The sequence below is a fragment of the Curtobacterium sp. 24E2 genome, from assembly GCF_016925595.1.
Classification (GTDB): domain Bacteria; phylum Actinomycetota; class Actinomycetes; order Actinomycetales; family Microbacteriaceae; genus Curtobacterium.
In genome coordinates, this window is record NZ_CP068987.1 from 112729 (window position 1) to 129160 (window position 16432).

Below are 16432 nucleotides of genomic sequence, written 5' to 3' on the forward strand. Positions count from 1 at the left end.
ACGGACCTGGCGACGATGGAGCCGCTGGTCCGCACCTGACCCCGATCCGTCAGCGCAGCCGTCCCTCAGTGGTGCTGGTACAGGACCGGCTCCGGCAGGCCGTGCTCGGCGCGGATGCTGCGCGCGATGCCCTCGACGGCGATGAGTGCGTCCACCACGAGCTCCGGCGTGACCGGGAACGGCATGTTGTGGATGGTCTCGCCCGCGACGGTCGCGGCCTCGGCCACGGCGCGGAGTTCCGTCGTGTCGTCGACGGTCAGGCCGATCTCGGTCAGGGTGTTCGGCAGGCCGACCTTCGTGGTGAAGACGACGAAGTCCTCGATCTCCTCGGCCGGTGCGCCCTCGAGCACGAGCTGCGCGATCGTGCCGATGTTGACCTTCTGCCCGTGCGCCAGACCGTGCGCCTGCGGAGCGGCGGTCAGTCCGTTGTGGATCGCGTGCGCTGCCGCCAGTCCGCCGGACTCGAACCCGAGGCCCGACAGCAGGGTGTTCGCCTCGACGACCTTCTCGAGCGCGGGCGTCACGACCCCGGCCTTCACGGCCTCGATGGCCTGCAGGGCGTTCTCGTGCAGCAGCTTCCAGGACAGTTCGGCGAGCGCGACGCCGGTCTCGGTCTGCAGCCCGCCGGCCATGGTGTCGGCGTTCGCACGCTTGGCGGCACGGGCCTCGACCCAGGTGGCCAGGGCGTCGCCGATGCCCGCGACCAGGAACTGGACGGGCGCGTTCGCGACGAGCTTCGTGTCGATGAGGACGAGGTCGGGGTTGTGCGGGAAGAACCGGTACTCGACGAACTCCCCTTCCTCGGAGTAGATCACCGCGAGCGCCGAGGTCGGGGCGTCGGTGCTCGCCGCTGTCGGGACGCTCGCCCAGCGGATGCCGGCCAGGTGTCCGGAGGCCTTGGCCGCGTCGATCGCTGAACCGCCGCCGAGCCCGACGATGACGTCCGCGTCGGTCGACCGGATCTGCTCGACGAGGTCGTCGACCGCCTTCGGAGTGGCGAAGCGACCGAAGCCGACGCGCTCGACCCGCAGGTCGGCCGCCTGGAAGCTCGTCGTCACCGCGGCCTCGACGATGCCCCACACGACGTCGTCGGCGACGATCAGGGGGCGCTTGCCGATGGGGGCGACGAACTCGCCGACGCGGGTGATCGCGTCCTTGCCCTGCACGTAGCGGGCGGGGCTCATCACGGTGCTGATGGGAGTGGCCATGGTGTGGTTCCTTCCGGTTGTACGACACGTGTCGGGGTCGCCGACGTCCCAGACGGTACGCGCGGGGCATGCGTGCGGCGTGCGAGTCCCGTGGGCCGTACATTCGGGGGCATGACGTTCAACGACGATTCGCAGCTCAAGGGCGGCAGGGTGAAGCGCCGGGGTCGGACGGCCGCGGTCGGCGGTGGCGCGGTCGGCGTCACGGCGATCGTGGTCTTCCTGATCGCGCAGTTCACGGGCTTCGACCTCAGCGGGTTCGTCGACGGCGGCAGCGGCACGACGCAGATCCAGCAGCAGGGCGAGACCGTGGACGCCGCCCCGGAGTGCCGCACCGGGCGAGACGCCAACCTGAAGGTCGAGTGCCGGATGGAGGGCGCCGCGGAGTCGCTCGACGGCTACTGGACGGCCGAGGCCCGGAAGCTCGGCATCGCGTACACGGCGCCGGACTTCTTCCTGTTCGACGGCTCGACCGACACGTCGTGCGGTCAGGCGTCCGCTGCAACCGGGCCCTTCTACTGCCCGCCGGACCGCGCGATCTACCTCGACACCGCGTTCTACGACGACCTGCAGTCGGAGTACGGGTCGTCGGGCGGGCCGCTCGCGCAGATGTACGTCGTCGCGCACGAGTGGGGCCACCACATCCAGCAGCTGCAGGGTGCCTTCGCGAGCACGGACCGTTCGGGCACCGGGGCATCGTCCGGCAGCGTCCGCGTCGAGCTGCAGGCCGACTGCTACGCCGGCGCCTGGGTCGGCGACGCGGCGAACACCGAGGACGCGAACGGTGAGACCTTCTTCGAGCCGATCAGTCGGTCCGAGATCGCCGATGCCCTGTCCGCCGCGAGCGCCGTGGGCGACGACAGCATCCAGGAGCGCTCGAGCGGCCGGGTCGACCCGGACTCGTTCACGCACGGCTCGAGTGAGCAGCGCCAGAAGTGGTTCGTCCGCGGCTACCAGCAGGGCGCGACGAGCTGCGACACGTTCAGCGTCCCCGGGTCGTCGCTGTAGCGATCAGCCCTTCGTCGGCGTGGGCGTCGGTGTCGCGCTCCGCGTGCGGGACGGCGTCGCGGTCGGCGTGGGGGTCGGGGTGGGTGTCGCCTCAGTGGCACCGGCCGCGGTGACCACGAAGGTGCGGAAGTCGTCGTTCGTGATCGGCGACGTGAGCTCGTACCGCTGCCCGTTGACGAGCACCAGTGGCGTGCCCGGGAAGTCGCTCAGTGTCGACCCGGGGATGTCCCCGCCGGACACCGCGGTGGTCTGCTCGTCGACCCACTTGCTGTAGTCCTGGTCGGCGATGCAGCTCGTGACGGCCCGGCGGTCCTGCAGGCCGGAGACCCCGGTGACGACCTTGGTGAGCTGCGCGTCGGTGAGCCCGGGTGTGCCTTCTTCCGGCTGCTCGGCGAAGAGCGCCTTGTTGACCGCGTAGAACTGGTCCGGCGAGTGCTCGGCGACGCAGGCCGCAGCGTTCGCCGCGCGGAGCGAGTACTTCGTCCCCTGCGAGCGGTTCGACAGGATCGCGACGGGGTGGATGTCGACGGTGGCAGCCCCGGAGTCGACGAGGCTCTCGATGTAGTCGCCGTTGGCCTGCTCGAATGCGCCGCAGGTCGGGCAGAGGTAGTCGACGTACAGCGTGATGCGCACCGTGCCCGCACCGGCGGTCGCCGAGGCGCTCGGCGATGCACTGCTCGACGCGGTCACGGGCTTGAGCCCCTCGCCGAGGGTGATGCCGCCCTGCGACATGGTCGAGGGTCCGGGGCCTGCTGGCTTCACGGAGTCGACCAGGACGAGCGTGACGACGGCGGCCGCTGCGAGCAGGACGACACCGAGTCCGATCTGGAGTCCGAGCCGGGTTCCGCGCTGGCGGCGCTTCTGCTGTGTCCTGTGGCGCTGCGCTCGCTGTCGGGCGGCTTCGCGGCGCTCGTTCCGCGCGGCGCGGGCGTCACCCTCGGGGCGGTTGGTCATCGGTGCGTCGTCCTCCTGATCGGCGTCCGCACGACCTACCCCCGCTCGGCGGACGGACCCGGCGATTGTAGTGGGCCGCTCTGGGAACCACCCAACCACGCTCTGGGAACCGACCGGCCAGGTGGAAAACACTGGCGCACCCGCGAGAACTCGTGTTGTATGAACCTCGATGGTCGACGACGACCATCCGGGGCCCTCGCGGGCTGACCGCTTCACTCGGATCGTCCGGCACGTACCTGCCGGTGAAGAAAGGACCGAACGCTCATGGCGTCCGTCACCTATGACAAGGCAACCCGTCTCTACCCCGGAGGCAACCGTCCCGCGGTCGACTCCCTCGACCTGGACGTCGCCGACGGCGAGTTCCTCGTCCTCGTCGGCCCCTCGGGTTGTGGCAAGTCCACCTCGCTCCGCATGCTGGCCGGCCTCGAAGAGGTCAACTCCGGTCAGATCCGCATCGGCGACCGCGACGTCACGGACGTCCCGCCGAAGGACCGCGACATCGCGATGGTGTTCCAGAACTACGCGCTGTACCCGCACATGACCGTCGCCGAGAACATGGGCTTCGCGCTCAAGATCGCCGGTGTCGGCAAGGACGAGCGCGCCACCCGCGTGCAGGAGGCCGCCAAGCTCCTCGACCTCGAGGACTACCTCGGCCGCAAGCCGAAGGCGCTCTCCGGTGGTCAGCGTCAGCGCGTCGCGATGGGCCGTGCGATCGTCCGCCAGCCGCAGGTGTTCCTCATGGACGAGCCGCTGTCGAACCTCGACGCCAAGCTCCGCGTCCAGACCCGTACGCAGATCGCGTCGCTCCAGCGTCGTCTCGGTGTCACCACGGTCTACGTCACGCACGACCAGACCGAGGCACTGACCATGGGTGACCGCATCGCGGTGCTCAAGGACGGCATCCTGCAGCAGGTCGGCACGCCGCGCGACCTGTACGAGAAGCCGAACAACGTCTTCGTCGCGGGCTTCATCGGCTCGCCGGCGATGAACCTGCTGCCGGCCGACGTCGTCGAGGGCGGCATCAAGTTCGGCACGCTCAACCACGCGATCGACCGCGACACGCTCTCCAACGCGCGTTCCGGCCAGATCACGGTGGGCATCCGTCCCGAGGACGTCGTCGTGGCGCAGTCGGGCGAGGGCCTGCCCGTCACGGTCGACGTGGTCGAGGAACTCGGCGCCGACGGCTACCTTTACGGTCACGCCGACGTCAAGGGCACGCGCGTCGACATCGTCGCCCGCGTGGACGGCCGTTCGCACCCGTCGATCGGTGACACCATCGTGGTGACGCCGAAGTCGGGCCACGTGCACGCCTTCGACACCGAGTCGGGCGAGCGCCTGGACGACAAGGCCGTCGTCAGCGCGTAACCGAAGCGCACTCCCCGAGAGCCCGCGCCGCCTCACAAGGGCGGGTCGCGGGCTCTCGGCTGTCCCCCACGACACCGAAGGATCCACCGTGCCCGACTCGATGTCCATCACCGCAGCCACCGTCGACCCCGGCCTGCTCGACCTGCCGTGGGACCTGCCGCTGGCGGACTGGCCGGACGAGACCATCGTCGCCCTGCCGAAGGGCATCTCACGGCACCTCGTGCGGTTCGTGCACCTGAGCGGCTACGTCGCAGCCGTCAAGGAGACCGGAGAAGAGGTCGCCCGGGCCGAGTACGACATGCTCCGCACGCTGCAGCGGATGGACGTGCCGTGCGTGGACCCCGTCGCGGTCATCACCAACCGGGTGGACGCCGACGGTGAGCAGCTGCACCCCGTGCTCGTGACGCGGCACCTGCGCTTCTCGCTGCCGTACCGCGCGCTGTACTCGCAGACCCTGCGCCCGGAGACCGCGACCCGTCTCGTCGACGCCCTCGCGCTGCTGCTCGTCCGGCTGCACATCATCGGCTTCTACTGGGGCGACGTGTCGCTGTCGAACACGCTGTTCCGTCGCGACGCGGGCTCGTTCGCCGCGTACCTGGTCGACGCCGAGACCGGCAAGCTCTACCCCGGCGGTCTGTCGAACGGGCAGCGCGAGAACGACCTCGAGGTCGCGCGCGTGAACATCGCCGGCGAGCTCCTCGACCTCGAGGCGGGTGGACGGCTGGACGAGAACGCCGACCCCGTCGACGTCTCCAACCGGATCGTGGCGCAGTACCGGACGCTCTGGACCGAGCTCACGGGCACCGAGCAGTTCGACATCAAGGAACGCTGGCGCATCAACGACCGCGTCGAGCGGCTCAACGAGCTCGGCTTCGACATCGAGGAGCTCTCGATCCACACGACCGAGGGTGGTTCGCAGGTGCGGATCCAGCCGAAGGTCGTCGACGCCGGACACCACCAGCGACGCCTGCTGCGGCTGACCGGCCTGGACGCCGGCGAGAACCAGGCCCGACGCCTGCTCAACGACCTCGACTCCTACCGGGCACGCAACGGCCGCGACGAACTCGACGAGGAGATGGTGGCGCACGAGTGGGTCTCGCGGGTCTTCGAACCCGTGGTCCGCTCGATCCCCCGTGACCTGCGTGGACGCCTCGAGCCCGCCGAGGTCTTCCACGAGCTGCTCGAGCACCGCTGGTTCATGTCGCAGGAAGAGGAGCGGTCGGTCTCGCTGCCCGAGGCCACGACGGCGTACATCAACGACGTGCTGCGCCACCGCCGCGACGAGCGCCTGCTCATCAACCCGCCGACGTCGTCGATGACGTTGCCGATCCCCGTGGTCGAGGACGCGGAGCCCACAGACGACGACGCCGACGTCGAGGACTGGCGCACCACCGTCTGACGCGTTCCCCGCTCGGTCACGACACCCCGCCGGGTGGGCGCCGACTGGTCACAGACCGTCGCCTGCGGCGTCTCGCACCGACGACTCGTGACCACACGGCGAACACCAGCCGACGTGTCCTGATCCTTCGGGGCTCGAGAACGCGACCATCTGGAGGCCCGGCCCGCGTCCCGGAGACCAGCGCCGGCCCTCCAGACCGTCACGCCCGCACCGCCGGTGGTGACGTTGCATGTCGAGCGGTCACGACACCCCGCCGGGTGGGCGCCGACTGGTCACAGAGCGTCGCCTGCGGCGTCGCGCACCGACGACTCGTGACCACACGGCGAACACCAGCCGACGTGTCCTGACCCTTCGGACCGACCCCCGCCGGCCCCGTGCCGGTGCGGCTACTCGGCGCGACGGCGCCGGGCGACCTCCACAGGGTGACGCTCGCGGCGATGCCGGCGTTGAGGGACTCGGTCGCACTCGAGATCGGGATCGACACGATCGCGTCGCAGGTCTCGGTGACCAGGCGTGACAGGCCCTTGCCCTCGGAACCGACGACGATCACGATCGGGCGGTCGGCGAGCGCGAGGCCGTCGAGCTCCACGTCGCCGTCACCGTCGAGACCGAGGACGAACAGGCCCATCGACTTCAGGGACTTCAGCGTCTGGGTGAGGTTCGGTGCCATCGCGACGGGCGTGCGCGCCGCGGCGCCAGCCGAGGTCTTCCACGCCGACGCGGTGACGCCGACCGAGCGACGCTGCGGCACGATGACGCCGTGTCCGCCGAACGCGGCGGTCGAGCGGATGATCGCACCGAGGTTGCGCGGGTCGGTGATGCCGTCGAGGGCGACGAGCAGTGGGACCTGGTCGCGCGAGAAGGCCTGCTCGACGATGTCCTCGGACACGGCGTACTCGTACGCCGGCACCTTGAGCGCGACGCCCTGGTGCACGCTGTCGTGGCCGGTGATGCGGTCGAGCTCGGGGCGCATGAGCTCGATGATCGGCACGCTGCGGTGGTTCGCGAGCGTCAGGATCTCCTTGACGCGGTCGTCGACCTCGATGCGCGACGCGATGTAGAGCGTCGTCGACGGGGTCTTCGTGCGCAGCGCCTCGAGTACGGAGTTGCGTCCGGTCACGAGCTCGGAGTCATCGGTCTTCCGGGCCGGCGGGCGACCGGTGCGGCCCTGCGGGGCGCTCGAGGAACCGTGACGGCCCTTGGCTGCCTCGAAGCGGTCCTTCGCTGCCTTGCGCTTGCCGGCGGGGTGGTACGGCCGGTCCTCGGCCTTCGGGGTCGGCTTGCGACCCTCGAGCGCCTGGGCACCCTGACCACCGGAACCGACCTGCTTGTTGCCCTTGCGACCGGTGCGGACGGCGCCGGGCCGACCCTTCTTGCTTCCCGAGACGTTCTTCATGCGTAGCTCCTGTTCGGCACTGCCGTGTTCAGGCGATGCTCCAGCGTGTTCCGGACGGCGTGTCCTCGATCGTGATGCCCGCGGCGGCGAGGTCGTCGCGCACGCGGTCGGCCGCAGCGAAGTCCCGTGCTGCCCTGGCGTCCGCGCGCTCCTGCACGAGGCGTTCGACGAGAGCGGCGAGCGGGCCTGCCGAGGTGTCCTGACCGCCCCCGACCAGTGGGCGGCTCGCGGGTCGATGCCGAGGACCTCCACCATGGCGGCCACCTGATGGTACGCGACCCCGAGCGTTTCCGCATCGTCGGAGTCCAGGGCGGCATTGCCGGTGCGCACGGTCTCGTGCAGGACGGCCAGCGCCTGGGGCACTGCGAGGTCGTCGTCCATCGCGGCGGCGAAGGCGTCCGGCACGGCGGGAGCGTCGGCGAGCTGCACGCCTTCGAGCCGCACCTCGGCCCGCTGCAGGAACCCGTCGATGCGGTCGTAGGCGGCCTCGGCCTCGGCCAACGAGCCGTCGTGGTGGTCGATCGAGGAGCGGTAGTGCGCAGCGCCGAGGAAGTACCGCACCACGGCCGGACGGGCAGCGGCGAGGAAGTCGGCGGCGAAGATCGAGTTGCCGAGCGACTTCGACATCTTCTGGCCCTCGACCGTGACGAGCCCGTTGTGCAACCAGTACGACGCGAACGGGTCGCCCGCCGCGGTGGACTGCGCGAGCTCGTTCTCGTGGTGCGGGAACCGCAGGTCGAGTCCGCCGCCGTGGATGTCGAACGCCGGACCGAGGTACCGCCGCGACATGGCGGAGCACTCGATGTGCCAGCCCGGACGGCCGGGCCCCCACGGGGAGTCCCACGACGCGGTCGACGGCTCGCCGGGCTTCGCACCCTTCCAGAGCGCGAAGTCGCGGGCGTCCCGCTTGCCGCGGGGGTCGGCGTCGGCGGCCTCGACCATGTCCTCGCGGCGCTGCCGGGTCAGGGCACCGTAGGACTCCCAGCTGCCGGTGTCGAAGTAGACGTCGCCCGAGTCGTCGGCGGCGACGTACGCGTGACCGCGGTCGATGAGCTTCGTGATGATGTCGTGCATCTGCGGCACGCTCGCTGTTGCCCGCGGCTCGTAGGTCGGGGGCAGGATGCCGAGGGCGTTGTACGCGGCGGTGAACTCGAGCTCGACGCGGTAGGCGCGGGCGAACCACGCTTCGTCGGTGCCTGCGGCCAGGTCGAGCACCTTGTCGTCGATGTCGGTGACGTTCCGCACGAGGGTGACGCGCAGACCGCGGTACGTCAGCCAGCGGCGCCAGATGTCGTAGACCAGGGCCGAACGCAGGTGGCCGATGTGCGGCGACGACTGCACCGTCGGACCGCAGACGTAGACACTGACCTGTCCGTCGACCAGGGGGACGAGGTCGACGACGGCTGCGGCGCGGGAGTCGTAGAGGCGAACGGTCACGATCCCAAGCCTAGGACGTCAGGCCGGTCGGGTGACGGCCGTGGCGATCGCGGCGAGCCCCTCGCCCCGGCCGGTGAAGCCGAGGCCGTCGGTCGTCGTACCGGACACCGCCACCGGGGCACCGACGACGACGGACAGGGCGTCCTGCATCTCGGCGCGACGGGCCCCGATGCGCGGCCGGTTCCCGATGACCTGCACCGTGACCGACACGGGTACGAGGCCGGCGTCGGCGAGGAGCGCGACGGCTCCGCGGATGAAGACGTCCCCCGCGGCTCCGGCGTAGGCGGGGTCGGCGGTGCCGAACGTCCCACCGATGTCACCGAGGCCACCGGCGGAGAGCAGGGCGTCGCACACCGCGTGCGCCACGGCGTCACCGTCGCTGTGCCCGGAGAGGCCGGGTTCGCCGGGGAAGTCGAGCAGGCCGACGCGGCACGGCGACTCGACGTCGAACGCGTGCACGTCGACCCCCAGCCCGAGCCGGACCGCCGAGGCAGCGGAGTCACCCGCGACCGTGCTGCGCGACCGGACGATCGACTCCGCCCGCCCGAGGTCCCACGGCGTCGTGATCTTGAAGGCGTCGGCGTCGCCCGGCACGAAGCGCACCGTGCCACCGGCCGCCTGGAACACGCCGGCGTCGTCGGTCTCGGACTGCGTCGACACCGCGTACGCCCGTCGGAGTGCGTCGAGCGGGAAGCCCTGCGGCGTCTGGACCCCGACGAGCGCGGATCGGTCGACGGTCTCGACGACCACGTCGCCGGACACCCGCTTGACCGTGTCGGTGACGGGCAGCGCGGGGACGACGCCGTCACCGGTGCCGGTCGCCACCGAACTCTCGACCGCGGCGAACACCCGGTCGAACTGCGCCGCCGGCGTGAGGCACCGCGCCGCGTCGTGCACCAGCACCGCGGTGACGGAGTCCGGCAGCACGCCCAGGCCGGCCTGGACCGAGCCGTGGCGATCCGTGCCTCCGGCGACGACCGCCGTGTACGCGACCGCGGAGCCCGCGACCGAGACGACCACTTGACGGCAGTCTTCGAGCAGCGCCGACGGCGCGACCACGACGACCAACGTCGGGGACGGCAGCGTGAACAGTGGCTCGAGCGCCCGCGCGAGCATGAGCCGCCCCGCGACGGGGACGAAGGCCTTCGCGGTGCCGATGCCGAGCCGAGTGCCGGACCCGGCTGCAACGACGACGACCGCCCGGTCCACCCCTTCGGGGAACCGTGCGGTCGTCGTGGTGTGCAGTGCGCTCAGGACGCGAGGACTTCGTCGAGGACGGTCGATGCCTTGTCCTCGTCGGTCTTCTCGGCCAGGGCCAGCTCGGAGATCAGGATCTGCCGGGCCTTGGCCAGCATCCGCTTCTCGCCCGCGGACAGGCCGCGGTCCTGATCGCGTCGCCAGAGGTCGCGGACGACCTCGGAGACCTTGATGACGTCCCCGGAAGCGAGCTTCTCGAGGTTCGCCTTGTACCGGCGCGACCAGTTGGTGGGTTCCTCGGTGAACGGCGCCCGGAGGACCTCGAACACCTTGTCGAGCCCTTCCTTGCCGATCACGTCGCGGACTCCGACCAGGTCGACGTTGTCCGCCGGCACCTCGATCGTCAGGTCACCCTGCGTGACCCGCAGTTTCAGGTAGACCTTTTCCTCGCCCTTGATGACGCGCGTCTTGACTTCAGAGATGGTTGCCGCCCCGTGGTGGGGGTAGACGACGGTCTCGCCGACCTCGAATTGCATGTATCAGGCTCCGTTCCCAGACTTCCAGTTTACCACAAGGGGTGTTCGGGTAAGGGGACCCTCAGCACTGGGGCTTCCCGGTGATCGCTAAGATGGAGCGGGACCGTCTGGTCCTCATCGACTTACGGAGGAATCTCTTGCGAGCTCGGGTACTCGTGTCCGTCGCCGTTGCGGCAACCATCGCGCTGGGCGCCACCGGGTGCGAGTTCATGTCGCCTGCGCACACCGTCGACATCAAGCAGATCACCGACGGCGTCAACGTCTCGACCGGCAAGGTCGACGTGCGGAACGCCATCCTCATCTCGGACGACGGCGAGGGTGCGCGGTTCATCGGCACGCTGGTGAACAACTCCGACACCGACGGCATCACCGTGTCGGTCGAGATCGGCGGGGACACCGAGACCGTGCTGGTGCCGGCGAACTCGCACGTCGACCTGGCGAACGACTCGCAGCACGACACGCTCGACTTCGACAGCGCGGACGCGGAGCCCGGCTCGCTCGTCAAGGTGTACTTCTCCTACCCCGACGCCGAGGGCGTCTCGGCCAACGTGCCGGTGCTGACCACCTCGCAAGAGGAGTACGCCACCCTCGCGCCGACCTCGACCCCCGAGCCGACCAGCCAGATCACGCTGCCGGTCGAGACCCCGTCCGCCACGCCGACGGACGGCGAGTAGCCGCACCACGCACGCGCGAGCGCGAGCGCTTCAGACCGGGAGGCCCGGTGTGAGTCCCACGGACTCGCACCGGGCCTCCTGTCCGTGCGTCTCAGGCCTCGATGCGGTACCCGAGACCGCGGACCGTCACCAGGATCTCCGGGGTGGACGGCACGCGCTCGATCTTCGAGCGGATGCGCTTGATGTGCACGTCGAGCGTCTTGGTGTCGCCGAAGTAGTCGGAGCCCCACACGCGATCGATGAGCTGCCCACGGGTGAGCACCCGGCCGGCGTTCCGCAGCAGCAGCTCGAGCAGCTCGAACTCCTTGAGCGGCATCGCCGTCTCCGACCCGTCCACCGCCACCGTGTGGCGCTCGACGTCCATCCGGATGCCGCCGACCTGCAGGATCCCGCTGTCCGCCGGGTCGTCCTCGGTGCGGCGGCGTAGGACCGCACGGATGCGGGCCAGCAGCTCGCGCGTCGAGTACGGCTTCGTCACGTAGTCGTCCGCGCCGAGCTCGAGCCCGACGACGATGTCGACCTCGGAATCCTTCGCCGTCAACATGATGATCGGCGCGTTCGACCGGGTCCGGATCTGGCGGCAGACCTCGGTGCCGGAGAGTCCCGGCAGCATGAGGTCGAGGAGCACCAGGTCCGGGTTCTCCGAGTCGAACTTCGACAGCGCGGTCACGCCGTCGGCCGCGACGGAGGTCTCGTACCCCTCACGCTGCAGCAGGAACTCCAGGGGCTCGCTCAGGGCCGGCTCGTCGTCGACGATGAGGATCTTGGTCACGATGGCTGCTCTTCCAGTTGCTCTTCGAGTGCGGTGGTCAGTTCGGTGTCCGCCTCGGGCAGGCGGATGGTGAAGGTCGAGCCCTTGCCGGGCTGCGACCAGACACGGACGTCGCCGCCGTGGTTGCCCACGACGTGCTTGACGATGGCGAGCCCCAAGCCGGTGCCGCCGGTGGCCCGTGACCGTGCCGGGTCGACGCGGTAGAACCGCTCGAACACCCGGTCGAGGTCGGCCTCGGGGATGCCGACGCCCTGGTCGGTGATCGCGATCTCGACGAACCCCTTCGCGGACCGGACGCCCACGCCGACGCGGGTGCCGTCGGGCGAGTACTTCACCGCGTTGGCGATGAGGTTCGACACGGCGACCTGCAGCAGACCCGGGTCGCCCATCACCCGGAGCTTCGACTTCTTCGCCCGGATGATCTCGATCGAGCGGGCACGCGCGACGACCTCGTTCGCGTCGATCGCGGCCTGCACGATCTTGTCGACACCGGTCTCCTCGCTGTTCTCCAACGCGTCGACCGACTGCAGCCGGGACAGCTCGATGATGTCCTTCGTCAGGGCGCCGAGCCGCTCGGACTCGGTGATGAGCTGCGCGGCGAACTTCTTGACGTGCTCCGGGTCGTCGGCCGCGATCACGAGCGTCTCGGACAGCAGGCCGATGGCGCCGATCGGGGTCTTCAGCTCGTGCGAGATGTTGGCGACGAAGTCACGGCGGACCTCGTCGATGCGCCGGCTCTCGGTCAGGTCGTCGGCCGTGATGAGCACGTACCGGTTGCCGAGCTGCGCTGCCCGGAAGCTGAGGTAGCCGATGAGCTCCCGTGCCGTCCGCGCGGGAGCTCGAGGTCCTCCGCCCCCATCTCGCCGCTCTTGCGCACCCGGTCGACCAGGTCGAGGAGCTCCTGGTGCACGAGCCGGCGCCGGACGACGAGTCCGACGGTCAGTGCCTGGGGCGATGCGGCCACGACCGTGTTCGACGGGTCGATCACCACCGCCGGGTTGTGCATCGTCGCGATCACCGCTGCGACGCCGTCCGGCAGGGTGCGTTCCGCCACGTCGGCAGCACGTGCCGTGCGCTCGGCGGTGATGATCAGCACCACGACGCCCGCGCCGAAGACCCCGCCGAGGAGCATCGACAGTGGCACGAGCCACGCGTTGTCCATGTCGCCAGTGTAGGGATGGTCATGCGGGGTTCCGGTACCGTTCACCCGCCTCGGAAGGCCGGATCGCGAAGCGTTCAGCCCCACGTCACCGTTCGTTCACCTGGGCTGACGACACTCGTCCGGTACGCAGAGAGAGGTACTCCCCCATGCGCGAAGTCTTCCAGCAGGAACTCCAGGACGTCCAGGAGCGACTGACCGAGATCGCAGGACTCGTCGAGTCCGCCATCACCCGGGCCACCCAGGCCTTCAGCGACTCCGACGTCGCCCTCGCCGAGGAGGTGATCGCCGACGACCAGAAGATCGACGAGGCCGCCAACAGCCTCGACGAGATCGCCATCGACATCCTGGCCCGCCAGGCACCGGTCGCCCGCGACCTGCGCGTCGTCGTCACCGCCCTGCGCGTGAGCTCCTCGCTCGAGCGCATGGGCGACATGGCCGAGCACATCGCGCAGCTCGCGCGCCAGCGCTTCCCCGAGAAGGTCGTGCCGAAGGGCCTCCGCGGCACCTTCAAGGAGATGGGCAAGCACGACGTCGCGATGTCGCAGAAGCTCACGCGGCTGCTCGCGACCGAGGACATCGCCCTGGCCGCGGAGATCCGCGACGAGGACGACGCCGTCGACGAACTGCACGCGAGCGTCTTCGACTTCGTGCTCGGCGAGGCGTGGAAGGGCGGGCCGATCGACACCGTCGACGCCACCCTGGCATCCCGCTACCACGAGCGCTTCGCCGACCACGCGGTGTCGATCGCCAAGAAGGTCGAGTACCTGGCGACCGGCGACTGGACCGGCGCCTCGAGTTCGACCGCCGCGGTCTGAACGCACCTGCGCGGTCTGCGAGGATCGACGCATGGCTCAGGTCGCGATCATCGTCAACGGCATGCCCGGTTCCGGCAAGAGCACGATCGGCGCTGCGCTGGCCGAGGTGCTCGGCTGCCCGTTCCTGTCGAAGGACCGCATCAAGGAGCCCCTCGCCGACATCGTCGGGCCGATGATCGCGTCGCGTCCGCTCGGTGGCATCGCGATGGACACCGTGTGGGCGATGGCCGGCGCGGTCGAGAACGGCGTCGTCCTGGACGCGGTCTGGGTCGCACCGGAGAGCCGGGACTTCCTCGCCGCCGGGCTCCTGACGGCCGGTTCGCCCCGTGCGGTCGAGGTCTGGTGCCACGTCGACCGCGCGACCGCCGACGAACGCCTGCGTGATCGCTACGAGCCGGACGCTCCGCTCCGGCACGAGGTCCACGGCGACCTGGCGTCGATCATCGACACCTGGGACACCCTCGGTCCCACCGCGGGACCGACCGGGCTGCTCCCCGTCGTGCGCGTCGACACGACGAAGCCCTACGACGTCGGCGCCCTCGTGCAGGAGATCGCGTCGCACTTCGTCTGACCGGTCGCGGCCCGAGGAGCCGACCTCCCTGCGGAAGCGACACGTCGTCGATGCGGTGATCCGTTCCTCCCGGCAGAGCGACAGGAGTCGGCGGAACGTTCGCGGCAGCCTGTCGCTTTCGCGAACCCACCAGGGAGAACGACGAACGCCCCGCCCGGAGACCGGGCGGGGCGTTCGTGTGTGTGGTGCTACTTCTTGGCGCCTTGGGCGGCCACGGCGGCAGCGCCGGCGGCAGCGGCCTCGGGGTCGAGGTAGTACGCCGGCTTCGTCGGACGGAAGTCGTCGTCGAGCTCGTACACCAGCGGGATGCCCGTCGGGATGTTCAGCCCGGCGATGTCGTCGTCGGAGATGTCGTCGAGGTGCTTCACGAGCGCGCGGAGCGAGTTGCCGTGCGCGGTGACCAGCACGGTCTTGCCCTCGCCCAGGTCCTTCGTGATGTCCGACTCCCAGTAGGGAAGCAGGCGGTCGATCACGAGCTTGAGCGACTCGGTGCGCGGCAGCTGGTCGCCGAGGTCGGCGTAGCGGCGGTCACCGGACTGCGACCACTCGGCACCGTCGGCGATGGGGGGCGGCGGGACGTCGAACGACCGGCGCCACTCCATGAACTGCTGCTCGCCGTACTCGGCCAGCGTCTGGGCCTTGTCCTTGCCCTGCAGGTCGCCGTAGTGGCGTTCGTTGAGGCGCCAGTCACGCTTGACGGGCAGCCAGGCGAGGTCGGCCTGGAGCAGCGCGATGTCGGCCGTCTGGATCGCGCGGGTGAGGAGCGAGGTGTACAGGACGTCGGGGACGATGCCGGACTCGGCGATGAGGTCGCCGGCGCGCTTCGCCTCCTTCTCGCCCAGCTCGCTGAGCCGGACGTCGACCCAACCGGTGAACAGGTTCTTCTGATTCCAGTCACTGTTTCCGTGACGGAGCAGGACGAGCGTGGAGGTCATGCTGCCGAGTCTACCGAGCGTCGGCAGGCCCGTACCCTTGACGTCATGCCCATCGGGAACGTGACGCGCGGGACGACCGGGTACAACCGGCTCCGCCGTGTCGACCGGTGGATCGCGTCGCTGCCGGCGCTCCGCAAGGCCGACGACCCGCTGGTCGCCGACGTCGGGTATGGGGCCTCGCCGACGACGACGCTCGAGCTGCGCGACCGTCTGGCGCTGGTGCGTCCGGACGTCGAGGTCACCGGCATCGAGATCGAACCGGCCCGCGTCGCCTTCGCGAACGCGGGCACCCGCGACGGCGTGACGTTCCGGCTCGGCGGCTTCGAGACGCCCACGCCCGGGCAGCGCCGACCCGCTGTGATCCGGGCGTTCAACGTGCTGCGGCAGTACGACGAGTCCGCGGTGGTGGCGTCGTGGCGGATCATGCAGGACCGGTTGCAGCCCGGCGGCGCACTGGTCGAGGGGACGTGCAACGAGGTCGGGCGGGTGGCCTCGTGGGTGACGCTCGACGAGCACGCACCGGTGTCGTTCACGGTGTCGCTGCGGCTCGCCGGACTCGACGTGCCGTCGATCGTCGCCGAACGGCTACCGAAGGCGCTCATCCACCGGAACGTGCCGGGGGAGCGGGTGCACGCGTTCCTGCGCGACCTCGACCTGTCGTGGGCGGTCGCGGCGCCGCTCGGCACGTACGGACCCCGACAGCGGTGGATCGCCACGGTGCGGGGCATGCGCGACCGCGGGTGGCCGGTGCTGCACGGGCCGAGCAGGTGGCGGCTCGGCGAGCTGAGCGTGCCGTGGTCAGCGGTCGAACCCGCCTGACGGTCGCGGCTGCGAAGGGCGGGGCGCGGGGCGCGGGGGCGCGGGGGCGCGGGGCGCGGGGGCGCGGGGGCGCGGCCGCGATTTTGCGACGATCCACGAGTCGATCACCGCGTTCAATGTCGGAACATGCACGCGCACACGATGCGTGCGCATCACCCGACGAAACACCGGTCGATCAACTCGTGGA

At 70.2% G+C, this 16432-nt stretch carries 16 protein-coding genes and 1 pseudogene; 7 read left to right on the forward strand and 10 right to left on the reverse strand.

Translation table 11 applies throughout. From position 1 onward, the window contains the following. Positions 1-65: 65 nt before the first annotated feature. On the reverse strand, positions 66-1208 hold the full coding sequence (locus tag JN350_RS00565) for a glycerol dehydrogenase (RefSeq protein ID WP_205463218.1): 1143 nt from the start codon (positions 1206-1208) through the stop codon (positions 66-68). 111 nt (positions 1209-1319) lie between these two features. Between JN350_RS00565 and ypfJ the strand changes: the two genes are divergently transcribed. Next, positions 1320-2213, forward strand: coding sequence for a KPN_02809 family neutral zinc metallopeptidase (gene ypfJ, locus JN350_RS00570; RefSeq protein WP_205463219.1), 894 nt, complete (start codon positions 1320-1322; stop codon positions 2211-2213). Positions 2214-2216: 3 nt separating this feature from the next. Here the strand turns inward: ypfJ and JN350_RS00575 are convergent, their stop codons facing one another. Further along, positions 2217-3167 carry a DsbA family protein gene (locus JN350_RS00575; protein ID WP_205463220.1) on the reverse strand — a complete coding sequence of 317 codons (951 nt, stop codon included), beginning with the start codon at positions 3165-3167 and terminating at the stop codon, positions 2217-2219. 264 nt (positions 3168-3431) lie between these two features. On the opposite strand from JN350_RS00575, the gene JN350_RS00580 reads away from it, so the two are divergent. Both JN350_RS00580 and JN350_RS00585 read left to right on the forward strand, forming a co-directional pair. After that, positions 3432-4532, forward strand: a complete 1101-nt coding sequence (locus JN350_RS00580; RefSeq protein WP_123311994.1) for an ABC transporter ATP-binding protein — start codon at positions 3432-3434, stop codon at positions 4530-4532. An 88-nt stretch (positions 4533-4620) separates the two neighbouring features. Continuing rightward, positions 4621-5931, forward strand: coding sequence for a DUF4032 domain-containing protein (locus JN350_RS00585; protein ID WP_205463221.1), 1311 nt, complete (start codon positions 4621-4623; stop codon positions 5929-5931). 199 nt (positions 5932-6130) lie between these two features. Here the strand turns inward: JN350_RS00585 and rlmB are convergent, their stop codons facing one another. The 4 genes and pseudogenes from rlmB to JN350_RS00605 all read right to left on the reverse strand — a co-directional run bounded on the left by rlmB (position 6131) and on the right by JN350_RS00605 (position 10497). Beyond that, the gene (gene rlmB / locus JN350_RS00590) at positions 6131-7327 is read right to left on the reverse strand and encodes a 23S rRNA (guanosine(2251)-2'-O)-methyltransferase RlmB (protein WP_240347451.1); all 1197 of its coding nucleotides are present in this window, start codon (positions 7325-7327) and stop codon (positions 6131-6133) included. A 28-nt stretch (positions 7328-7355) separates the two neighbouring features. Continuing rightward, positions 7356-8764 (reverse strand): annotated as a pseudogene (gene cysS / locus JN350_RS00595) (cysteine--tRNA ligase). A gap of 18 nt (positions 8765-8782) precedes the next feature. After that, positions 8783-9973 carry a 2-C-methyl-D-erythritol 4-phosphate cytidylyltransferase gene (ispD, locus tag JN350_RS00600; RefSeq protein ID WP_205463222.1) on the reverse strand — a complete coding sequence of 397 codons (1191 nt, stop codon included), beginning with the start codon at positions 9971-9973 and terminating at the stop codon, positions 8783-8785. A 41-nt stretch (positions 9974-10014) separates the two neighbouring features. Next, positions 10015-10497 carry a CarD family transcriptional regulator gene (locus tag JN350_RS00605; protein WP_017888066.1) on the reverse strand — a complete coding sequence of 161 codons (483 nt, stop codon included), beginning with the start codon at positions 10495-10497 and terminating at the stop codon, positions 10015-10017. 209 nt (positions 10498-10706) lie between these two features. Between JN350_RS00605 and JN350_RS00610 the strand changes: the two genes are divergently transcribed. Beyond that, a complete protein-coding gene (locus JN350_RS00610) occupies positions 10707-11171 on the forward strand; it encodes a hypothetical protein (protein WP_205463223.1) in 465 nt (154 codons plus the stop codon). A 91-nt stretch (positions 11172-11262) separates the two neighbouring features. Here JN350_RS00610 and JN350_RS00615 read toward each other — a convergent pair whose 3' ends face one another. The 3 genes from JN350_RS00615 to JN350_RS18735 are packed head-to-tail and all read right to left on the reverse strand — an operon-like array spanning position 11263 to position 13105. Further along, positions 11263-11943, reverse strand: coding sequence for a response regulator transcription factor (locus JN350_RS00615; RefSeq protein WP_205463224.1), 681 nt, complete (start codon positions 11941-11943; stop codon positions 11263-11265). Beyond that, complete coding sequence (locus tag JN350_RS00620; RefSeq protein ID WP_240347452.1) at positions 11940-12710, reverse strand: ATP-binding protein; 771 nt, start codon at positions 12708-12710, stop codon at positions 11940-11942. The genes JN350_RS00615 and JN350_RS00620 overlap by 4 nt, the downstream gene beginning before the upstream one ends. Next, positions 12686-13105 (reverse strand): hypothetical protein, encoded by a 420-nt coding sequence (locus tag JN350_RS18735; protein ID WP_240347453.1) that lies wholly within the window; start codon positions 13103-13105, stop codon positions 12686-12688. The genes JN350_RS00620 and JN350_RS18735 overlap by 25 nt, the downstream gene beginning before the upstream one ends. A 146-nt stretch (positions 13106-13251) precedes the next feature. On the opposite strand from JN350_RS18735, the gene phoU reads away from it, so the two are divergent. Together phoU and JN350_RS00630 are read left to right on the forward strand one after the other, a co-directional pair. Further along, positions 13252-13920, forward strand: a complete 669-nt coding sequence (gene phoU / locus JN350_RS00625) for a phosphate signaling complex protein PhoU (protein WP_123293296.1) — start codon at positions 13252-13254, stop codon at positions 13918-13920. A gap of 31 nt (positions 13921-13951) precedes the next feature. Beyond that, entirely contained in the window at positions 13952-14491 is a 540-nt protein-coding gene (locus tag JN350_RS00630; protein ID WP_205463225.1) for a P-loop nucleotide/nucleoside kinase family protein, read from the forward strand. Positions 14492-14679: 188 nt separating this feature from the next. Here JN350_RS00630 and JN350_RS00635 read toward each other — a convergent pair whose 3' ends face one another. Beyond that, on the reverse strand, positions 14680-15426 hold the full coding sequence (locus JN350_RS00635) for a phosphoglyceromutase (protein ID WP_205463226.1): 747 nt from the start codon (positions 15424-15426) through the stop codon (positions 14680-14682). 45 nt (positions 15427-15471) lie between these two features. On the opposite strand from JN350_RS00635, the gene JN350_RS00640 reads away from it, so the two are divergent. Beyond that, positions 15472-16245, forward strand: a complete 774-nt coding sequence (locus tag JN350_RS00640; protein WP_205463227.1) for a class I SAM-dependent methyltransferase — start codon at positions 15472-15474, stop codon at positions 16243-16245. The last annotated feature ends 187 nt before the right edge of the window (positions 16246-16432 follow it).

What these genes read in the sequence shown, in the direction of transcription:
- JN350_RS00575 (WP_205463220.1), bottom strand. Translation starts at nt 3,167, where the DNA reads ATGACCAACCGCCCCGAGGGTGACGCCCGCGCCGCGCGGAACGAGCGC.
- rlmB (WP_240347451.1), bottom strand. Translation starts at nt 7,327, where the DNA reads ATGAAGAACGTCTCGGGAAGCAAGAAGGGTCGGCCCGGCGCCGTCCGC.
- phoU (WP_123293296.1), top strand. Translation starts at nt 13,252, where the DNA reads ATGCGCGAAGTCTTCCAGCAGGAACTCCAGGACGTCCAGGAGCGACTG.
- JN350_RS00630 (WP_205463225.1), top strand. Translation starts at nt 13,952, where the DNA reads ATGGCTCAGGTCGCGATCATCGTCAACGGCATGCCCGGTTCCGGCAAG.
- JN350_RS00565 (WP_205463218.1), bottom strand. Translation starts at nt 1,208, where the DNA reads ATGGCCACTCCCATCAGCACCGTGATGAGCCCCGCCCGCTACGTGCAG.
- JN350_RS00635 (WP_205463226.1), bottom strand. Translation starts at nt 15,426, where the DNA reads ATGACCTCCACGCTCGTCCTGCTCCGTCACGGAAACAGTGACTGGAAT.
- ypfJ (WP_205463219.1), top strand. Translation starts at nt 1,320, where the DNA reads ATGACGTTCAACGACGATTCGCAGCTCAAGGGCGGCAGGGTGAAGCGC.
- JN350_RS00640 (WP_205463227.1), top strand. Translation starts at nt 15,472, where the DNA reads ATGCCCATCGGGAACGTGACGCGCGGGACGACCGGGTACAACCGGCTC.
- JN350_RS00610 (WP_205463223.1), top strand. Translation starts at nt 10,707, where the DNA reads ATGTCGCCTGCGCACACCGTCGACATCAAGCAGATCACCGACGGCGTC.
- JN350_RS18735 (WP_240347453.1), bottom strand. Translation starts at nt 13,105, where the DNA reads ATGGACAACGCGTGGCTCGTGCCACTGTCGATGCTCCTCGGCGGGGTC.
- JN350_RS00605 (WP_017888066.1), bottom strand. Translation starts at nt 10,497, where the DNA reads ATGCAATTCGAGGTCGGCGAGACCGTCGTCTACCCCCACCACGGGGCG.
- JN350_RS00580 (WP_123311994.1), top strand. Translation starts at nt 3,432, where the DNA reads ATGGCGTCCGTCACCTATGACAAGGCAACCCGTCTCTACCCCGGAGGC.